Source organism: Halorubrum sp. BV1, from assembly GCF_000746205.1.
Classification (GTDB): Archaea; Halobacteriota; Halobacteria; order Halobacteriales; family Haloferacaceae; genus Halorubrum.
Genome location: NZ_JQKV01000001.1, coordinates 889858 through 908781, shown reverse-complemented (window position 1 = coordinate 908781; position 18924 = coordinate 889858). Strand labels below are relative to the sequence as shown.

At 66.9% G+C, this 18924-nt stretch carries 13 protein-coding genes; 4 read left to right on the top strand and 9 right to left on the bottom strand.

Annotated features, from left to right (window positions below):
• The first annotated feature begins 106 nt into the window (after window positions 1-106).
• Window positions 107-1279 (top strand): MFS transporter, encoded by a 1173-nt coding sequence (locus tag EP28_RS04425; RefSeq protein ID WP_049982767.1) that lies wholly within the window; start codon window positions 107-109, stop codon window positions 1277-1279.
• 52 nt (window positions 1280-1331) lie between these two features.
• On the opposite strand, the gene EP28_RS04420 is transcribed toward EP28_RS04425, so the two are convergent.
• From EP28_RS04420 to EP28_RS14075, 5 genes are all read right to left on the bottom strand, one after another.
• Window positions 1332-2534, bottom strand: a complete 1203-nt coding sequence (locus EP28_RS04420) for a pyridoxal phosphate-dependent aminotransferase (protein ID WP_049982766.1) — start codon at window positions 2532-2534, stop codon at window positions 1332-1334.
• A 25-nt stretch (window positions 2535-2559) separates the two neighbouring features.
• On the bottom strand, window positions 2560-2964 hold the full coding sequence (gene ribH, locus EP28_RS04415) for a 6,7-dimethyl-8-ribityllumazine synthase (RefSeq protein ID WP_049982765.1): 405 nt from the start codon (window positions 2962-2964) through the stop codon (window positions 2560-2562).
• 89 nt (window positions 2965-3053) lie between these two features.
• Complete coding sequence (locus EP28_RS04410) at window positions 3054-4055, bottom strand: hypothetical protein (RefSeq protein WP_049982764.1); 1002 nt, start codon at window positions 4053-4055, stop codon at window positions 3054-3056.
• Window positions 4056-4293: 238 nt separating this feature from the next.
• Entirely contained in the window at window positions 4294-8232 is a 3939-nt protein-coding gene (locus tag EP28_RS14080; protein ID WP_049982763.1) for a CARDB domain-containing protein, read from the bottom strand.
• A gap of 4 nt (window positions 8233-8236) precedes the next feature.
• Window positions 8237-11491, bottom strand: coding sequence for a right-handed parallel beta-helix repeat-containing protein (locus EP28_RS14075; protein WP_155118430.1), 3255 nt, complete (start codon window positions 11489-11491; stop codon window positions 8237-8239).
• A 759-nt stretch (window positions 11492-12250) separates the two neighbouring features.
• Here EP28_RS14075 and EP28_RS14355 point away from each other — a divergent pair.
• Window positions 12251-12397 carry a DUF7550 family protein gene (locus EP28_RS14355; RefSeq protein ID WP_196219603.1) on the top strand — a complete coding sequence of 49 codons (147 nt, stop codon included), beginning with the start codon at window positions 12251-12253 and terminating at the stop codon, window positions 12395-12397.
• A 117-nt stretch (window positions 12398-12514) separates the two neighbouring features.
• Here the strand turns inward: EP28_RS14355 and EP28_RS04395 are convergent, their stop codons facing one another.
• The 3 genes from EP28_RS04395 to EP28_RS04385 form a co-directional block, all read right to left on the bottom strand.
• Window positions 12515-13672, bottom strand: coding sequence for an ABC transporter ATP-binding protein (locus EP28_RS04395; protein WP_049982761.1), 1158 nt, complete (start codon window positions 13670-13672; stop codon window positions 12515-12517).
• 189 nt (window positions 13673-13861) lie between these two features.
• Window positions 13862-16195: a phosphoribosylformylglycinamidine synthase subunit PurL gene (gene purL, locus EP28_RS04390; RefSeq protein WP_049982760.1), complete on the bottom strand. Its 2334-nt coding sequence runs from the start codon at window positions 16193-16195 to the stop codon at window positions 13862-13864.
• A 172-nt stretch (window positions 16196-16367) separates the two neighbouring features.
• Window positions 16368-16745 (bottom strand): hypothetical protein, encoded by a 378-nt coding sequence (locus EP28_RS04385; RefSeq protein WP_049982759.1) that lies wholly within the window; start codon window positions 16743-16745, stop codon window positions 16368-16370.
• 117 nt (window positions 16746-16862) lie between these two features.
• Between EP28_RS04385 and EP28_RS14070 the strand changes: the two genes are divergently transcribed.
• Both EP28_RS14070 and kdgK1 read left to right on the top strand, forming a co-directional pair.
• Entirely contained in the window at window positions 16863-17015 is a 153-nt protein-coding gene (locus EP28_RS14070; protein WP_155118429.1) for a hypothetical protein, read from the top strand.
• Window positions 17003-17968, top strand: a complete 966-nt coding sequence (gene kdgK1, locus EP28_RS04380) for a bifunctional 2-dehydro-3-deoxygluconokinase/2-dehydro-3-deoxygalactonokinase (RefSeq protein ID WP_303645079.1) — start codon at window positions 17003-17005, stop codon at window positions 17966-17968. The genes EP28_RS14070 and kdgK1 overlap by 13 nt, the downstream gene beginning before the upstream one ends.
• Window positions 17969-17989: 21 nt before the next feature.
• Here the strand turns inward: kdgK1 and EP28_RS04375 are convergent, their stop codons facing one another.
• Window positions 17990-18871, bottom strand: coding sequence for a homoserine kinase (locus EP28_RS04375; RefSeq protein WP_049982757.1), 882 nt, complete (start codon window positions 18869-18871; stop codon window positions 17990-17992).
• Window positions 18872-18924 lie beyond the last annotated feature (53 nt).

The following is an 18924-nucleotide window of genomic DNA, read 5'->3' as shown; positions in this document are numbered from 1 at the left end:
GAGGGTACATTTCACCGCATCGGAAAGGCGGGTGCATGCATCGGGGTAGGCGACGTGTCGTCGGCGTCCGCGAACGATGCGGTGATCCGACGGGGCGGAGAGGTCTATGAACTGGCAGTACCGCCACACCGTGTTGGCGCTCTGTATGCTCGCCTTCTTCGTGACGTACTTCGCCCGACTGGCGATAAGTCCGGTCGTCCCCTTCATCGTCGACGACTTCGCGATATCGAACACCGCCATCGGAGCGGCGCTGTCAGGCATGTGGCTCGCCTACGGCGTCTCGCAGTTCCCGAGCGGCATCCTCGCGGACCGGTTCGGCGAGCGTCGGGTGATCCTCGTCGCGGTCGGCGGCTCGGCGGCGATGAGCGCCCTCCTCGCGTTCGCGCCGGTGTTCCCCGCCTTCGTGCTCGTGGCGGTCCTCCTCGGCCTCGCCGCCGGCCTCCACTACGCGGTCGCGACGACGCTGCTCTCGCGGACGTTCGACGAGCTCGGCACCGCCGTCGGGCTCCACTCCGTCGGCGGGCCGCTCGCCGGGCTGACCGCGCCCGTCGCCGCCGCGTGGGTCGGCGTCAGGTACGGCTGGCGGCCGGCGGTGGCGCTCGCGGCGGTCGTCGGCGTGCCCGTCTTCGCGCTGTTCGTCCGCGGCGTCCGCCCGACCGAGCCCCGTCGGCCCGACCAACCGATGCGCGACCGGCTCCGGCTCGCCCCGCTCGTCGAACTGCTCTCGCGGCCCGCGATACTGCTCCCGCTTTTCGTCGCGATGGTCGGCACGTACGTCGTCCAGGGGATCATGTCGTTCCTTCCGACGTTTCTCGTCGCGTTCCGCGACTTCCAGCCCGGGACCGCCGCCGCGATCTTCTCCGCGTTCTTCGTCGTCCGGACGATCGCACAGGTCGCCACCGGGAGGGTGGCAGACCGGTTCGGCCGCGACACCGGAATCGGGATCGCGGTCGGTGCCGGCGCGGTCGGGGCCGCCGGATTCGTCGCCGTCCCCGGTGTCTCCGGCGTCGCGCTCGGCGTCGTCGGTGCCGGCCTCGGCTCCAGTTTCTTCTCGGCGATCGACCCGCGGTTCATGGACGCGCTGAGCGACACGGAGCGGGGCGCGGGGTTCGGGCTCGTCCGCACCGTTTACACGGTCGTCGGCTCGACCGGATCCTTCGGCGTCGGACTGACGGCGGACCTGTTCGGCTGGGGCGTCTCCTTCGCGCTGCTCTCCGGGCTGTTCGTGGTCGCGCTCGCGGTGCTGGCCGGGAACAAGGCGCTCGGAACGGGGTATTAGAATGAGAAACCGCCGTCGTCTCGGTCAGCGTCTCGGTGGCGGCCCGTCGACCTTACAACAGGTCGTTCGCGACGAGCCGGTCGACCGCCTCGCGGAGCCGCTCCGCGCTGGCGGCGTAGGAGATTCGCGCGTAGCCGGGCGCGTTGAACGCGCTGCCCGGGACGCACGCGACCGAGGCCTCCTCGATCGCCGCTTCACACCACGCCTGATCGTCTGCTCGCGACGCGTCGCCGCTCGCGTCCGAGGTGCCTTGCACCTCGCTGTCGTCGACGGGGAGCATCATGTAGAACGCGCCGTCGCCGACGTCGACGTCGACCCCGTGTTTGTCGAATAAGTCGACGAGCAGGTCGCGCCGGTCGGCGAACGCCTCCCGCATCTCCGCGACGGCCTCGTCAGTGTTCTCTAAGGCCTCCACGCCGGCGTGCTGGACGAAATTGACCGCACACGAGACGGAGTGCGAGTGGAGCTTGCCGGCCTCGCCGACGAAGTCGCCCTTCGCGTGGATGTAGCCGAGCCGCCAGCCGGTCATCGAGTACGCCTTCGAAAAGCCGTTGACCGTGATCGTGCGATCGGCCATGCCGTCGAGGCTCGCGAGCGAGACGTGCTCTGCGTCGTAAATGATCCGCTCGTAGATCTCATCGGAGATCACCGCGATGTCGTGTTCGACGGCGAGGTCGCGGACGCCCTCCAAGGCCGTCTCGGAGAAGACGGCACCGGTGGGGTTCGACGGGGAGTTGACCACGAGCAGCTCGGTGTCGTCCGAGACCGTCTCGGCGAGTTCGTCGAGCGCGGGCTCCAACTGGAACCCGTGCGGGGCCAGATCGACGCGGGAGAGGTCGCCGCCCGCGAGCTTCGTCATCGCCTCGTAGGAGACCCACGCCGGATCGAGGAGGACGACCTCGTCGCCCTCGTCGATAAGCGTCTGGAACGTCTCGTAGAGCGCCTGCTTGCCGCCCGGCGTGACGATGACCTCGTCGGCATCGGCGTCGATTCCGGTCCCGCGGAGCTTCTCAGCTATCGCCTCTTTGAGCGGGGGAATCCCGTTCGAGGAGGTGTAGCCGGTGTGGCCGGCGTCGAGGGCGTCTTTGCCCGCTTCGACGATGTTCTCTGGCGTGTCGAAGTCGGGCTCGCCGACGGACAGATCGACGATGTCGGCCCCTTCGGCCTCCTTTTCGGCGGCGAGGTTCGATATCGCCAGCGTCGCGCTGGGTGCTACGCGTTCGATTCGGTCCGAGAAGTCGTATGCGTCAGTCATTGTCGTGTGTGTCGGAGTCGGTCTGTCAGTCGAGTTCTGTCGCGAGGTCGATCGCGGCGTCGGCCGCGTCCGCGCCCTTGTCTATCCGCTCGCGCGCTTCCGCGCCGGACATCCCCGGGCCGCTCACGCCGAACGTGACCGGTGTGTCGCGGTCGAGGCTCACCTGCGTGAGCGTCTCGGCGGTCGCGTTCGCGATGACGCGGTCGTGGTCGGTGTCGCCGGTGACGATGGCTCCGACGACGGCGACCGCGTCGACGTCGTCGCGGCGAGCGAGCCGGTCGGCGGCCAGCGGGCTGTCGTACGCGCCCGGCACCGACAGCTCGTCGACGACGACCGCGTCGCGTTCGGCCGCCGCCTCGCGGGCCGCCTCGGCCATCGGCTCCGTCACGGAGTCGTTGAACCGCGCCACTACCAGTCCCAACGAGACCATATCCCCGGTCACACGGGAGGCGGCAAAGGTCTACCGTTCGACCGGCGTCTCTGACTCCCGCTCGCGAGCCGCCGCCGACCCTCGACCGGTCACGGCGCGCCCGACAGGTCGCGCCACGTCGTCGCGTCCCGATCCGCGAGCAGCGAGACGTGAACCACGATGAACGCCAGCGCGTAACCGAGGAAGTGGACGTACACGTTGACCCGTGGTCCGGTGGTCGAGACGGTCGGGAACCCGATGAACGGGTACGCGAGGAGCACGACGACGGCGACGGCGAGCAGTTCGCCGTATCCCGGCCGAGAGAGTATCCGCCGAACCGTCACTCGCGGCGGCTCGCTTCCGTCGCTACGGTCGTCTCCGTCGCTGCGACCGTCGCCGTCGCTGCGACCGTCTCCCCGCGCTCCCGCGCGGTCACGGGCGGCGGCTCGCTCCCGCGTCTCGGCTCGGTCGCGGACCGCCTCGCGGCCGTACGGCAGCGCGAACACGATACTCGCGACTCCGACTCCGGCGGAGACGACGGACAGGGGCAGCGCGATGAGGGCGATGTACGCGATCGAGACGAAGAACACTCCGGGCGCATACCGACGCCACGCGACGCCGAACCCCTCGTCGACTGCGACCGGGAGGATGACGGCGATGTAGCCGAAAAAGGCCATGTTGACGCCCGAAAAGCCGTACCCGATCGCGTTCCGCGGGACCGCGAGGTTCAGCCCGGAGAGGACGAACGGAAACGCGAGGAGGAACGTGGTCGCCGCGGCAAAGAAGAGCCGCCGCCGTCCGGCCAGCAGGCTCAGTCCGTACGCGACGGACGCCAACAACGCGAATCCGACCACGTTCCCGACGAGGTGTGGCACCGTCAGGTGGACGTAGTGGGCGGTGAACGCCGTGAGAAACGTCGGCTCGGTGTACGAGAACGCGGCCGCTCGCTTCGTCGACTCGGGCAGTGTGAACACCGCGAGCAACACGGCGGGAACGACGAGCAGCGCGGCCGCATCGGCGACGACGCGAGTCGTTCCAGCGCGAGTCGTCGACCCGGATCCTCCGGTCTTCGTCCCCTCGTATGCCGGTCCCCCGCCATCCGTCACTGTCACATGAGGAGAGACGCGCGCGACCGGTTTAGCTGTTCGTCGCAAATTATCCCGGCTGATTTCTGCGGTCGCAGTGATTCTCTCACCAACCGATACGGCCGCGTATCCGTCCGAATTGCGGCTTCGATGATAGCCGTCGTCGGTGCTGGAGCTATCGACCCAGCGATCGACTCGGACGTCAGTTAAACGTCGACGCGGAACTCGCCGCAGCAAACAACCCGAAAACCGATCGGTTTCGTCCTCAGCGGAACGGGTTCTTGTCGTTCGACCGCCGTCGGCGACGCACCGCGACCGCGGCCGCGGCGACGATCACGAGGGCGATCACTCCGCCGATCGCCGGGAGACCGAGGCCGGCCGGTTCCTCGGTCGGTTCTCCCTCGTCCGTTCCCCCGTCCGTGCCGTCGCCGGCGTCTGTGCCGGGGTCGACGGCGAGGTCGGCGGTGGCGGTGTCGGTCTCGCCGGCGTCGTTGGTGACGGTGAGTTCGATCGTGTACTCGCCCGTCTCGTCGATCGTCGCGGTCGCGGTCTCGCCGGAGAGCGACTCGCCGGCGACCGACCAGTCGTACGCGACGATCTCACCGTACTCGTCGGTCGACTCACTCCCGTCGAGCGTGACTTCCTCACCGACGGTCACCGTGCCGGGGTCGACCGTCGCGGCCGCTTCCGGCTCGCTCACCGCGTTCACCGCGAACACGGAGAATCCGGGGGTTTCGGCTTCGAGCGTCACGCCGTCCGCGGTCTCCGCGGTGACCGTCGTATCGAGGGTCTCCCACTCCCCCTCGTTCAGCCGGACCGCGGTGAGTTCGCTCGGCTCGGCTCCGATCGCGTCGAGGCGGTCCGCCGAGACGTCGAACTCGATCGTCGCCGATCGGTCGGTCGCGTCGTCGGGGACCGATATCTCCTGGACCGTGACGGCCGCGCCCGGCGGGTTCACGTCCGCCGACGCGGGGTCGACGTCCGAGACCGCGACCTCACCGACCTGGTCCGTCGCGTCGAAGGCGATGGACTCGACGTTTTGGACCGACCCGAACGTCGCGACCCGCTGGTTCGCCTCGAAGTCGGCCGAGGGCGTCTCCGTCTCGGTCTCGACCGCGTCGAGTTCGAGCGAGTCGACCGGGTCCGCACCGAACCCGATTCCGCCGCCACCGCCCCCTCCGCCGGAGGAGACGGGGCCGGTGTCGTCGGTGCCGTCGTCGTCCCCGTCAGTGCCGTCACCGGTCTCAGGCGGCTGTTCGATCGTGACCGACTGCGTGACCTCGTCGTCGTCGGTCGAGACGACCACCTCGATCGTTCCGGTGGCGTTTGCTCCCGTGTCGACCGACACCGGAATGGCAGCCGTGCCTCCGTCTGCGAGCTCTCGCACAGCGGTCGAGTCGGCGTCTTCCGCACCGTCGACGAGGACTTCGACGAGCTGTGCGGCCTCCTGTCCGCCGACGTTCTCGACGACCGCGGTGACGGTCGCCGTTTCGCCGGCGGTCACCGTGGTGTCCGATTCTCCGGCATCGAGCGAGACGTCGAAGAACGCCGCCGCGGGCTCGACGACGATCGCCTGTCTGACGACCGTGTCGCCGCTCGCGACGCCGATCTCGGAGACGCCGTCCTCGGCGAGTTGGACGCCAGTGAACTCCACGGGGGCACTCGCTCCACCGTCGAGGGTGCCGGTTCCGCTCGTGTCGAGCACCGCGTAGTCGTCTCCCTCGGTTCCGGTCACGTCGTCGCCGAAGCGAAGCTCTATCTCGTCGCTTCCGGACGCGTCGCCGACGTTCTCGACGGTCGCCGACACGTCGACGGTGTTCCCGGACTGCACCCGGTCCGGCGCGTCGAGTCCGGACACCCCGAACTCGGCGGGAGCGATCACGCTTCCCGTGACCTGCGCGTCGTCATCCTCGCTGGAGACGTTGAGCGCCAGGTCGCTCGTCGCCGATTCGGGCGTGTACGACAGCGACACCGCGTCGCTTGTCCCCCCGTCGAGTTCGAGCGTCGTCTCGTCCAGCGTGGCTCCCGTGCCGTCTTCGAGTGCGATCGTCTGCTGTCCGCTGGCTTCACCGTTGTTCGCGACTGTCGCGTCGACCGTCAGCGTCTCGCCGGCGACGGCCTCGAAGTCGGCAGCCGGTGAATCGATGCCGACGGAGACGTTGGCCGGCTCGACCGGATCGTCGAGCTGATTGCTCGTGTCGACACTAGAGACGGCTTGCGTCTCTATCTGCAGCGGAGCGATCTGTGCGGCTCCCGACGCGAAGATCGGAGCCTGCACCTGCTGGGTGTTTCCGGCCGCCGCTGCAGTCGGCGGATCTCCGCCGGCCCAGTTCCGCGTCGCGTCGAACGTTTTTCCTCCGACGTTACTCTGGTTCCCGACGACACGGATGTCGACGCCGTTGTCGCCGGTGAACTCCGTGCCCGAGCCGTTGAAGTTGTTCCGTACGGCCAGGCTCGCGCCGAAGTCCGCGCTGGTGTTGAGTTCGATACCCGCGGTGTCGGCGTCGGCGTCGTCAGTCCGCGTCAGGATCGTGTTCTCTCGGACGTTCGCCCGAGCGCCCTCGTTGAGCGCGATCCCGACCTCAGCGGTCCCCGAATCCGGTTCGAGGGCGTTCCCCGTGACCTGCACGCCGGCCGCGTCGATGTCGACGACGGTGTCCGCGCCGTCGACGGTGAACTCGTTGTACTCGACCGCCGCGCCGGTCGCGTCCGAACCGACGTCGACGCTCGTGGTCTGGCCGGCGAACGCACTCCGGCGGACCGCGGCGTTCGATCCGCCGACGTCGACGCCAGTGGTGAATCCGTCGACGGTCACGCCTTCGACCGCCGCGCCGTCACCAGCGACCGCGATCGCGGTGTCCGGATCGTCGCTCCCACTCTCTGACACCGTCAGTCCGGAGACGGTCGCGTCGGACTGCAGCGTGAACACCGAATCGGCGTCGGGAGCCGGCTCGACCGAAATACCATCGGTAGCGGCTTCCACGGTGACGCCTTCGGTGACGTCGACGTTCTCGGTGAACGCGTCGCCGTCGGGCGAGGCGACGGCCACCGTGTCGTCTCCATCGACCGCCGCGTCGACGCCGGACTGAATGCTCTCGTAGTCGACGTCGAGCGTCGCTTCTCGCGTCGCCGTGCTTTCGCTGCCGGCGGCGTCCTCCGGGATCGACGCGCTCGCGTCGAGCGTGTGCACGCCCGCCCGCGGCGCGTCCTCGATCGTCGCGGTAACCGAGACCGTTCCGCTGCTGGTCCCCTCGTCGGCGCTCGCGTCGACCGACACCTCCGCGGACTCGTCGACGACCGTGACGTCCTCGTCGCCGAGCGCGAAGTCGACGGTGACGCTTCCGTTGCGCTCGCCGACGTTCTCGACGGTCGCGTTGAGCGTCACCTCGTCGCCCTGTGCGGCCTCGTCGATCTGACTCTCGCCGTCCGTGATCTCGAACTCCGTCAGGTCGAACGCCGGCGGGTCCGGTCGCTCGATCACGACGGTCTGGCTCGCGCTCCGGTCGGCGGTCGCCACGGTGACCTCGGTTCCGGGCGCGTCGCCATCGTCGGTTTCGACCGTGAACTCCACCGTCTCGTTCTCGGTCGGATCGAGGTCGACGGTCGTCTCGTCCGTCTCCTCACCGCCGACGAGGAGGTCGACCGTCTCCTCGCCGCTCGCGGTGCCGATGTTCTCGACCGTCGCCGTCACCGTGAACGACTGTCCGGCGACGATCGCGTCGCCGGTGTCTGGCGAGATATCGTCGATCGACACGTCGAACACGGGCGTCGGCTCGTCGGTGGCGGCGAGGTCGAGTTCGCGGACGTCGCCGGCGCGCCACTCGATCGTGCGCGCCAGTTGACCGTCGACGAGGAAGCTCACCCGCAGGTCGTCGGGGTCGTCGGTGGTTCGATCGACGACGAGCTTTTCGTCGAACAGGTCAGGTCCGCCGAACTCACCAAGCGCGTCCTCGCCGACCGTGACCGAATCGCGGACGTCGCCGTCACCGGCGGTCGGGTCCGCACCGGGCGCGTGCGCGACCGCCTCGATCACGGTCCCCGGCGGTGCAGGGGCACCGTCAACGTCGACGGTCCCGTAGTAGGACGCCGGCTCCGCGGCATCCGGCTCGTCTTCGTCTTGGGCTGTCACGGCCCCCGGAACGGCCACCATGGAAGTGACCATGAGGACCGCGACCAGCACCGCTGCGATGCGTTGTCCGTGCATTGGTCTATTCGTCAGTGTTCTCTTCTGCGAGAATCGCGTCTGGATTCTCGTAAATGAGTTCTGGCGGGTAGGCGAACTCCGGCGGGTACCTCGGATCTATCGGCACCGGCGGGTACTCTGCTTGAGGATCGTTCGGATAGACCACTTCGAAAATATACTCTTCGGCCGACTGATCTTCTGCATATCCGGTTGCCAGTTGCGCGTCGGAGTCCGGTTCGTCGTCGACGAAGAGCCACGTTCCTTCGAATGCACCGGTGTACGCCTCACTCGGCGGGAGTTCTTCTCCTTCAGCGAGTCCGGGCTGGCTCGGCTGGGCCTGTAGCTGCAGGTCGTTTTGCACTTCGGCACCGGCGATGTCGAGCGTGCTCGAATCGAAGCCGACGGTGCCGCCGGTCGCCACTAGGTTCCAGCCGTTACTGAGTGAGACAGACTCGGGCGTCGCGGCCTCGTTGTCGATGTCTGTTTCAACCGGGACGGTCACCGTCTCGTCTATCGCACCCTCGCTGGTGAGCACGACCACTTCGCCAACGCTCGGCACGTAGTCTCCGCTGGCATCTTGGTATTCACCGGCCTCGTTGTCGTACACGAACGCGTTGCCGGTGATATCCATCTCGCCGAAGATCTCTCCGACGGGCTCGTCCGGCCGAGCCGAGAAGCCGACGGCAAGTGCACGCGATCCGTCGGACTGTAGATCGAGAACGGAACCGTACTCGGTGATGTTCCGCGCCGAATCAGCCGCAACGTTCTCCTCGGACGTCGTCAAGACGGGATCGTAGACGACATTACCGGTGACAGTAGGCCCGTCTTCGCCGAAGTAGTTCAGCGGTGCGAACATCGGACCTCCGTCGGGTTCCTTGTTCAGGATATCGACATCGTTGTTGAGGAAGTCGTTCTGCGTGGCTCTGACATCGCTCGCGTCCGCGTAGCCATTTCCGTTACCTCCGTCGATGCCGAGCCCGACACCGTCATATTCCGTCGCGGTGACGTTCTCGATCGTGTTCCGGCGGAGCGTCACGTCTTCGGGCACGTCCTCTTCGAGGCTGGACGGCGTCGACACGACACCGTACGCCCAAGCACCTTCGATGTCGCTGAACGTCGAGTTGGTTATCGAAACGTCATCGACCTTGGCTTGAAGTTTCACCCCGTCTGCACCTTCTGCGGTCTGCGTGACGTTTCGGACGGTGAGGTTGTCGAACGTGATCCCGTCTATCTCGTCACCGTCGTCATAGTACTTGACGTGGACTCCTTCAACGGTGCTTCCGGTGCCGTGCCCGTGCACGTCCTCGACGACCACGTTGCGCAGCGTAACGTCGCCGTCTAAGTTGTCGAAGCCGTCTGCGTTTCCTATGAAGATGCCCTCAGCTTCGGAGCCTGCTCGGGCTCCGTTCTGAACCGTGAGGTTTGTGACAGTAACCTCGTCGACGGGGATGTCAATGCGCCCGTCGATGACTGCCGAACCGTGGCCGTCGATGGTGACGTTCGGCGCGTTGATCGTTACGTTCTGGTTGTAGGTACCTGATTCAATCTCGATGGTGCCGATGTCCAGTTCTGTGGCTGTATCAACAGCTTCCTGAATCGATTCACCACTAGAAACGGTCAGTGTCTCCACGGTGAACACTTCGGAAACGTCATTCAGAGCATATTCAACCGAATTGACCCCAGCGTTGCTTTCTAAAATACTGTCTCCGGTGTCCTCGGGAGCGTTCTCCGACCCAGTGCCGATGCCGTTGATGCTGCTGAATCCGCTCAGAGACTCACTTCTACTGCTTCCGAGCTTGATATCATATGCACCCGCATCTTGGACACTGTTTCCTTCGATAGTGAGATCAACAGGAACCGAGAACTCAGATCCAGTTTGCTCGAAGACGTAGATACCTTCTGTCGCCGGATTCTCTGCTTTGTTATTGATGATATCTATGTTGATACTATCCCCCTCGATAAGTGAGTTCTCAGACAGAACTGCAACGCCAGCGACAGTGCCATTTTCGACGTAATTGCCCGCGATAGTAGCGTCACCAGCGAGACCATTGTTGGTCCCAATACCGAATCCTGATTCCTCGTTTTTGCGGACAATGTTGTTTCTAATTTCGACGCCAGGTGCGCTGTTCAGTTCGATACCGTGCTTTGTCCCGGCGAAGCCACCCTCTGGCTCGTCAACAGTAAACCCGGTCACCGTTACATCCGCAGCATCATCGAAGCGAATCTGTCCTTCGATTATCGCTTCGTTCTCGCCACGTGTGCTGTCATGTCCCGGGGTATCAGCGTACGGGCCTTCAAGCGTCAGACCGGGAGTGTCGATCGTGACAGACTCCTCATAGGTACCGGGGTTTACCTCTACAGTGTCTCCTTCACTGGCAGCGTCTTGGGCCTGCTGGAGCGTTGCGTACGACGCGTCACCGACAGTAATAGATCCATCGTATAAATTCTCAGAAGAATCAAATTCAACAGAATCTACCCCTTCTGCCTCTAGTATCGCGTTTGCCACTGCGGTTTCGTTTTGACTTTCGCCGTTTACTGTTGGCAGCTCATCATTGTAGACACGAACCTCAACTACACCACTTGCTGCTGATATCTCATTAGCCTCTATGGTATGGTCAGTGCCAGCGATTCCAATCCCCTCACTGGGGACATCACCGGTGGAATCGACATCTGATATTGTATTTCCAGAGACGGTTGCAGCGTCACCAATAATGCTGATACCGACAACCGCATTTGAGATGTCATTACTGTCAATCAAGCTGTCTTCAGCGTTTGAGCCAGCCTGAATTCCGGTCAACACGTTCGACACATCCACGCCAGAAACCTCTGCATTGCTGGCATCGATAGCAGCGCTTGTTCCAATTCGAACACCAACGCCAGTACCGCGGCTAGGGCCTTCTACGTCGATGTCTGAGAAAGTCACATCGTTCCCACCGAGGTAAACGATCGGGTCCGTCGCATCGTCAAGTTGACTCTCAGAAGCCGTGATGTTAGGTGATGCACCATCTGCGGCAGTGATCGTTACATTCTCTATATTTGATTCAAATGGGTCATACTCACCATCTTCAACGAGAATTATGTCGTCTTGGGATGCATCTCCATCAATTGCGCCCTGAATAGTATCGTAGTCTGCATTTTCCCCAGAACCAACAACGTAGGTAGTGCTGTCTGCTGCTACACCCCCGGCTAATCCACCAACACCGACAGCGACCATGGACAGTACCATAATCGCCGAGAACAGCACTGCCTGTGCTCGTTTCCGGCGCGACGCTCCCGTCATCGCGCATCACTCCCGTTCCGTCGAGAACGCCGTCGCTGTACCCCTGTCTCGTACCGCCGATTGCGTGCTGTCATCGTTTATCGTGACTCGTCAGCGGCGTGACCACGACCGGATATCCCCCCGGATCTCCGGTGCAGCCGAACCGTCCGCCGCCGATACATGACAGTCAGTTAGCTACTATAATATGAAACTACCGGAGGTGGGGAATTTCGGCGACCGCGAGACAGCGATCGAGAGTTTCGGGCCTCGTACCGCCATCGCAGGTGTCAGACACGCTTCGATGTGTTTACATGTATTTTCGGTGTAAAATTAATCTGAACATACTTGGTGTCGGAACACTCGTCGACCGAGCGGTCGTAGCGGTTCGACCGAAATCGACTCTCCGTCCGCCGAGCGTGTGAATTCGGCGAGGAGTGCGGCAGACGTGCGCATGACACGTTGTACCGCGCAATCCCGACATGTGGAACGGCCGTCCGCGCTCGTCGGAAGCCGTCGACAGCGCGCTCGCGCGCGGACCGCAATCGGTTGCGATTCGGCTCCGCGTTCAGATCGAGTTCACAGCGACCGCCACCCGGTCGGCGTCGGATACCGGACGCGACACGTCCGGTCGTCGCCCCCTCGCCGCGTCTCGATCACCCTCCCGAAGGCGGGTGCGAACTGGTCTCCCGTCTGCTCGTCGTGTGCGCCGGCGTCGATGGCTCGGCGACTTCCCGAGCGCGTTCAGGTGCGCTTATGTATCCCCCGGTCCGACACGCCGATATGGACGATCATTCCGAGCCCGACCCGGACAAGCGCGTGACAGCCCCGATGCAGGAGTTCGGCAGCCGCGAGGTCGGTATCGGCGCGGCCGTCACCCTCGTCGGACTCCTGGTCGCGTACGTGCTCCCCTTCCTGTTCACGTTCTGATCCGGTCACATTCTGCTCCGGTCACGTTCTGATCCGGGCGCACCGCTGTGAACCCGCCGTTTAGGCAGTCGTAGAACATCGTGACTGACGTTTCTGTGCGTCCGGCGAACTCCGCCGCTACCTCGGGTACCACGCCAGCGGGTGGTCGGCCGACAGATCCAGCGTCACGGGCTCGTCGAGGTCGAACTCCTCGACGTGGTTGTGCAGGCAGTGGACCGCGTCGCCGGAGTCGAGTTCGACGCGATAGACGAACGAGGGGCCGACGTACTGTCTGGAGACGATGACGCCGTCGGCCAGTTCTGCGCTCGCGGGGGTCGCTCGGAGGTCGTCCGGGCGGACCAAGACGTCGACCGGCGCGCCGTCGTAGACCGTGTCGTATCCCTCCAGCGTGACGGCGTCGAACCGACCGATCTCCGTCTCGACGTTCCCGTCGCGGAGGTGGCCCTGCAGAAACGACGCGCGGCCGAGGAAGGAGGCGACGAACTTCGACTCGGGTCGCTCGAAGACCTCCTCGGGACGACCGACCTGCTCGATCTGCCCGTCGTTCATGACGGCGACGCGATCGGAGATGGACAGCGCCTCCTCCTGGTCGTGGGTGACCGAGACGGCGGTGACGCCGGCCTCCTTCAGAATGCGGCGCACCTCTTCGCGCATCTCCACGCGCAGGCGCACGTCGAGGTTCGAGAACGGTTCGTCCAAGAGGAGGACCTCGGGTTCGGGCGCGAGCGAGCGCGCGAGCGCGACGCGCTGTTTTTGCCCACCGGAGAGCTGGTCCGGCGTCTTCTCGCCGTGGTCGGTCATCTCGACGAGTTCGAGCAGCTCGTCGACGCGCGCTTCGGTTGCTGCCGCGTCCGCGTCCTCCAGCCCGAACGCGATGTTCTCGCGGACGGTGAGGTGCGGGAACAACGCGAAGTTCTGGAAGACGATGCCGACGTCGCGCGCTTCGGGCGGCACGAGCGTGCCGTTACCGGCGACGGTCTCGCCGCCGAGGACGACGCGGCCGTCGGTCGGCTCTTCTAAGCCCGCGATCGTGCGGAGCGTCGTCGTCTTCCCGCACCCGGAGGGACCGAGAAACGTGAGCAGTTCCCCGGGGCGGACGTCGAGCGAGACGCCGTCGATGGCGGTCTCGGGTCCGAAATCCTTCCGCACGTTCGATAGCGACAACACCGGATCGGACGACTCAGAGGTCGCCGGCCGCGCCGCGTCAGACGACCCGCTCGCCTCCTCGCGTTCCCCGTCCGACTGTGTCGTTCCGACTGATTGCGTTTGAGCCATCGATGTGGCGGGCACCGGAGCGACCGGTGTCCCGTGAGTGTCGCTACGTATTTTAGGAAACCCTAAAAACATATCGCTCGGTTTCTCTCGTCGAAAACGCCCAGCGGGACGGCTCGCCGCGGCCGGCGGACGCTCTCGCCTCGGCGACGCGCCGCCGGGGTTCGTGATTCGCCGCGACCGGAGCCCGGCTCAGGCGAGTTCGCGGTCGATGACGTCGCGGTGGTCGCGGATCGCGTCGGCGGTGAGCGCGACGGACTCCTCGCCGACGCCGAGCGAGAGCGTCCCGTCGGTCGTCACGTCGCCGAGGCGGAGCACCGGCGTCTCGCCCGCGAGGTCGGCGACCGCCTCGGGATCAGTGGTCTGGATGACGAGGCGGCCGGGCGTCTCGTCGAAGGCCGCGACGCGGTCCGGGAGCCGCGCGTCGACGCCGGCGTCGTCGGTCACCAGCTCGGCGAGCGCGACCGCGAGCCCGCCGTCGCTCACGTCGTGGGCCGCGAGCGTCGACTCGTGTCGCGCGACCGCCGCGAGCGACGCGACGAGGTCACCGAGCCTCTCGTCGTCACCGAGCTCGCTGTCGCCGTCGCCCGACTCGTCCGGAAGCGACGGGAACCGGTCTGTCCCTCCAGTCTGCGCGAGGTACTCCGACCCGCCGAGCGCGTCGCCCCCCGCACCGACGAGGAGCAGTTCGGAGTCGGCCGCGTGGTCCGCGTCGAGCGCCGCGGGCGGCGCGTCGTACCCTCGCTTCGTGCCGATCAGCGCGAGGGTCGGCGTCGGCGGGATCGGCCCCTCGACGCTGTCGTTGTAGAGTGAGACGTTCCCGCCGACGACCGGGGTATCGAGGTCGGCGCAGGCGTCGGCGAGCCCGTCGACGATCCCCTCGAACCCACCGTACACGCTCGGCTTCTCCGGGTTGCCGCCGTTGAGACAGTCGACCGCGGCGAGCGGGACCGCGCCCTTCGCGGCGAGGTTCGTGGCGTTTTCGAGGGCGACCGCGCGGGCCCCCTCGTACGGCGCGGCCGCGGTCCAGTTTGGGTTCGCGCCCGAGGAGAGCGCGAGGCCGACGCCCCCGTCTGCGGGAGCGGTTTCCTCTCTGCCCGCGCTTTTGCGGTCGCCCGAACTTTCGCCGTCGCCCGCGCTTTCGCCGTCGCGCTCTGTCTCGCGGATCGCCATGATAGCGGCGTCGTCGCCGGGTTTCAGCGCCGTTCGCGCCCCGACCTCGTGGTCATACTGACGGTACACCCAGCGCTTGCTCGCGGTCGAGGGCGCGGCGAGCACCGACTCGACCGCCTCGTCGAGCGCGGGAGCCGGGTCCGGGAGGTCCCGGCCGGGCTGGGTTGGCGCTTCGCTCGGAAGGTCGTTCATCGGCGCGCCGTCGGCGAGGAACTCGGCGTCGACGTCGACGACGACCTCGCTCTCGGGGTCGTCAGCGTCGCTCTCGGCGTCGCCGGCGAACTCGCAGACGTAGTTCCCGTCCGTCACCTCGCCGATGACCGAACAGCCGAGGTCGAACCGCTCCGCGAGGTCCGCGACGCGCTCGACGTCGTCGGGTGAAACCTCGTAGCACATCCGCTCTTGGCTCTCGGCCAGCAAGATCTCCATCGGGTTCATGTTCGGCTCGCGCTGGTGGACCCGGTCGAGGTCGATTCGCGCGCCGAGCCCCCCCTTCGCGACGAGTTCGGAGGACGCCCCGCCGAGGCCGGCCGCGCCGAGGTCGCGCGCGGAGACGATCAGATCCTCGTCCACGAGGGCCTCGTTGCACTCGATGAGCCGCTTTTCCGCGTAGGGGTCGCCGACCTGCACCGCGGGGCGGTCCTCCGTCTCGGCGTCCTCCGCGAGGTCCTCGCTCGCGAACGACGCGCCGCCGAGGCCGTCGCGGCCGGTGCCGTTACCGACCAAGACGAGCTTGTTCCCCGGCTCTTGGGCCGTGGCGGTGACGAGCCGATCCGCGTTCGTCAGGCCGACACACGCGACGTTGACGAGGGGGTTTCCCTCGTAGCCGCCGTGGAAGGCGACGCTGCCGCCGACCGTGGGCACCCCGATGCAGTTGCCGTAGTGAGAGATCCCCTCGACGACGCCCTCGAAGAGGTACCGCGACCGCTCGCGGTCGAAGTCGCCGAAGTACAGCGAGTCGAGCAGGGCGATCGGGTATGCGCCCATCGACATCGTGTCGCGGACGATGCCGCCGACGCCCGTGGCGGCCCCGTCGAAGGGGTCGACGAAGGACGGGTGGTTGTGGCTCTCGACGCCGAAGGTGACGTACTGGTCGCCGTAGTCGTCGGCGTCGCGCTCCGACGCGGGCGTGTCCGCGGCGTCCGGTTCGGGTAACGCGAGGACGGCCGCGTCGTCGCCGGGGCCGACGACGACCTGGTCGCCCTCGCTGTCGAACGCCGACAGGAGCGGCCGCGAGGAGCGGTACGCGCAGTGTTCGCTCCAGAGGTTCTCGAACAGCGCGGCCTCGGCCGCCGTCGGCTCCCGGCCCAGCTCCGCGACGACGAGCTCGTGGTCCGGATCGGACAGACTCATTCACTTACGTGGTTATCGAGCCCGTTCTAATGCTTTTCTATGCGCACGTTCGTGGGGTCTCCTGTGTGTTCGACGCGAAACGGACCGCGGCGGGGAGACCGCCAGCGAAAGACCCTGCTGCGGCGGCGTCACCGGCGGATACGTCCGTCGAGCGTGGTCGACGCCCGGCGCGTCACACACCGAGGACAACGACGGCGTACACCGCGACGGCGACCGGGACCGCGACGGCGATCGCCTTCAGGTTCAGCCGGACTGCCTTCTCGCGGTCGGCCGCCAGCGCCGCCTCGTCGGCCACCTCGCTCGTCCCGTCGCCGACGTCGAAGACGCCGATGCCGGCGAAGCCGATACAGAACCGCTCGCGGTACTGGATGACGCCGATCGCCGCCCCGTACAGCGGAAACACGGACGCGAGAAGCACCCATCGGGGCCACGACAGCGCGAGCGTGGCACCGACGAGAGCGACGGCGGCAGCGAGCGACCCGACCCCGAGCAGGAGCCGCCGCCGCTGCTGTGCTGGTCCGATGTTACAGACCCCGGGCTGGTAGTTCATATCGACGACTGGGGCTCCGCGAACAAAAACGCGTCCGGATCCGACGCACCCGGAGTGCGGTCGCCGCCGTCTCGACCGATCGCTGACCCTTTTGTACTCGCCCGCGGAGACTCCGGTATGCACACCGCCTCGACGATCGGCGACGCCGCGACCGCCTCGACGACGGGCGACGCCGCGACCGAAGCGCCGACCGCCTCCACACCGCCGACCACTGTCACGCCGCCGGCCCGGGACACCGCGGCGACCTCGCAGGTCGGGTGGTCGGCATGACCGATCTCGTGACGTTCGGTGAGACGATGCTCCGCCTGTCGCCGCCGCGCGGCGAGCGATTAGAGACGGCCGAGACGTTCGACGTGCAAGCCGGCGGCGCGGAGAGCAACGTCGCCGTCGGCGCGGCGCGGCTCGGTGCCGACGCGGTCTGGCTCTCGAAGCTCCCCGACTCGCCGCTCGGGCGGCGCGTCGTCTCGGAGCTGCGCAGCCACGGCGTTCGTACCGGCGCCGCGTGGGCCGATCCCGACGCGAGCCGGGTCGGGACCTACTACCTCGAACACGGCGGCGAGCCCCGCGGGACCAATGTGGTCTATGACCGCGCCGACGCCGCGATCACGACCGTCGAGCCCGAGGAGCTACCGACCGGCGCGCTGGAGTCCGCCTCGCGGTTTCACACGACGGGGATCACGCCGGCGCTCTCAGAGCGCACCGCCGCGACGACGGCCGCCCTGCTCCGCGCCGCGGGCGACGCCGGCGTGACTCGGTCGCTCGACCTGAACTACCGGGCGAAGCTCTGGGACACGGAGACCGCCCGCGCCGCCTACGAGGACCTGTTCGAGCACGTGGACACGCTGTTCGTCCCGCGGCGCGACGCCCGACGGGTTCTAGACCGCGAGGGCGATGCCGTTACCATCGCCAACGGACTCGCCGCCGACTTCGGCTTCGAGACGGTGATCGTCACCCGCGGCACGGAGGGCGCGGTCGCGCTGCGTAACGGAGAAGTACACGAACAGGGCGTTTTCGACGCCGACACCGTCGATGCGATCGGCACCGGCGACGCGTTCGTCGCCGGGTACCTCGCGAAACGGATCGCCGGCGGCGGCGTCGCCGACGCGCTGGAGTGGGCCGCCGCGGCCGCCGCGCTGAAGCGCACGATCGCCGGCGACATCGCCGTTATCTCGCCCGCGGACGTCGCGGCTGTCGTCGACGGCGCGGCCGGAATCGACCGATAACCACGGACCGCGGCCGAAGCCCTATTCGTCGAGCACCGTCGACCCGCGACCGATCCGCGTCTGATAGGCCCGTGCGTCGATGCCGGCGTCCGCGAAGGCGTCGAGCATCGCTGCGGCGACGCCGCGGCGGTCCCCGTCTCGACAGACAGCGAGGACCGCCGGTCCCGCGCCGCTCACCGTCACGCCCGCGGCCCCGGCGTCGAAGGCGGCGGCCCGCACGTCGTCGTACCCCGTGATCAGGCGCGCGCGCTCTGGAGTGACCACCGGATCGCTCATCCCGGCCCCGACGAGGTCGGGGTCGGACCGGCACATCCCGACGGCGAGCGTGGCGGCGTTTCCGACGGTCTCGACGAGGTCGTCCATCGAGGCGGTCTCGGGAACGACCCGGCGTGCGTCTCGCGTCGAGACCGCGACGTCGGGGAGACAGACGACGAGCGGGACCGCGGCGTCGACCGCGTGGGTCCCCTCTCGTGTAGTCACCGTGAACCCGCCGAGGATCGAGGGCGCGACGTTGTCCGAGTGCGCGACGCCGGAGACGACTGCCTCGCCCTCCGCGGCGATCGGCACGAGTTCCGACCGGGAGAGCCCGCAGTCGTACAGCCGGTTGAGCGCGACGGCCGCGCCGGCGGCGCTGGCGGCCGAGGAACCGAGTCCGGACGCCGGTCGGACGCCCTTATCGATGTGGATACGCGCGGGGGCGTCGAGCGCTTCGACGACCGCGCCGACGGTGTTCTTCTCGGGGTCTTCCGGGATGTACTGCGCGCCGACGCCCGTGACCTCTATCGTCGTCTCGGCCGCCTTCTCGACGGTGACGACGTCGGCCGGTCGCGTGAGCGCCGCCCCGAACACGTCGAACCCGCTGCCGAGGTTCGCGCTCGTGGCGGGTGCTCGTACCGTGACCATGGCGACCAGTTTCGCTCGGGGTGCAAAAAGGAGCGGGATCGACCGGCGGGAGA

What these genes read in the sequence shown, in the direction of transcription:
- purL (WP_049982760.1), bottom strand. Translation starts at nt 16,195, where the DNA reads ATGAGTCTGTCCGATCCGGACCACGAGCTCGTCGTCGCGGAGCTGGGC.
- EP28_RS04420 (WP_049982766.1), bottom strand. Translation starts at nt 2,534, where the DNA reads ATGACTGACGCATACGACTTCTCGGACCGAATCGAACGCGTAGCACCC.
- EP28_RS04385 (WP_049982759.1), bottom strand. Translation starts at nt 16,745, where the DNA reads ATGAACTACCAGCCCGGGGTCTGTAACATCGGACCAGCACAGCAGCGG.
- EP28_RS14080 (WP_049982763.1), bottom strand. Translation starts at nt 8,232, where the DNA reads ATGCACGGACAACGCATCGCAGCGGTGCTGGTCGCGGTCCTCATGGTC.
- EP28_RS04425 (WP_049982767.1), top strand. Translation starts at nt 107, where the DNA reads ATGAACTGGCAGTACCGCCACACCGTGTTGGCGCTCTGTATGCTCGCC.
- EP28_RS14070 (WP_155118429.1), top strand. Translation starts at nt 16,863, where the DNA reads ATGCACACCGCCTCGACGATCGGCGACGCCGCGACCGCCTCGACGACG.
- EP28_RS04375 (WP_049982757.1), bottom strand. Translation starts at nt 18,871, where the DNA reads ATGGTCACGGTACGAGCACCCGCCACGAGCGCGAACCTCGGCAGCGGG.
- EP28_RS14355 (WP_196219603.1), top strand. Translation starts at nt 12,251, where the DNA reads ATGGACGATCATTCCGAGCCCGACCCGGACAAGCGCGTGACAGCCCCG.
- EP28_RS14075 (WP_155118430.1), bottom strand. Translation starts at nt 11,491, where the DNA reads ATGACGGGAGCGTCGCGCCGGAAACGAGCACAGGCAGTGCTGTTCTCG.
- EP28_RS04395 (WP_049982761.1), bottom strand. Translation starts at nt 13,672, where the DNA reads ATGGCTCAAACGCAATCAGTCGGAACGACACAGTCGGACGGGGAACGC.
- ribH (WP_049982765.1), bottom strand. Translation starts at nt 2,964, where the DNA reads ATGGTCTCGTTGGGACTGGTAGTGGCGCGGTTCAACGACTCCGTGACG.